Here is a 639-nt window from a genome sequence, read left to right on the forward strand (position 1 = left end):
GGTCTTTGACCGCATTGCCCTGAAAGCGTAAGCCGATATTGCTGTGGGCGCTGCTGCCATCGTGGGCATTGGCGGAGGTGACCAGGCCGGTCCAGTGTTCACCTTCGTCCACCACCAGGGTCTTGCGGTGATTGGCCTTGAAGTTCAGCAGTGTCAGGTAGCTGCGCAGGGAGACCTGTCCCGGCCCCATGGGATTGGGCAGCCAGCCCTTGTCCGGGTTGTTGCCCAGCCACTGGCAGCATACCCGCCACAGGCCGGACCAGCTGGGGTTGGAGTCACGCAGTGCCGGCAAAGGTGTGGTGACGACGGTGATGTTGGCTTTCTTCAGGCGCGTAAGGTGCTTGCTGTGGAGCCCGCCATAAAGCGTATTGATGGGGTCGGTGATGACCACGATCGGCATTGTCGGGTGGCTGGCGCGCCGGGCCAGCAAGGCGTCGGTGAGCTCGCTGGACAAGGCCCGGTCGCTCTCGTTGGCAGTGCCCTGAAAATCGTTGAACAGGAACATGTCGACCACGATGAGTTTTTCCGCCTGACCGATTAAGCGGAAGAATTCGTCGAAAATATGTTGTCGGCTGAGCCGCGTGGCCTCGCCACCGTTGTCGCTTTCCCAGGTATCGTCCACCAGCAATTTGAGCCCGT

At 60.7% G+C, this 639-nt stretch carries 1 pseudogene; it reads right to left on the reverse strand.

The window, feature by feature from the left end:
• Window positions 1-639 (reverse strand): annotated as a pseudogene (locus A3730_RS32225) (phospholipase); the annotation flags it as partial.

The organism is Alcanivorax sp. HI0044 (assembly GCF_001634945.1).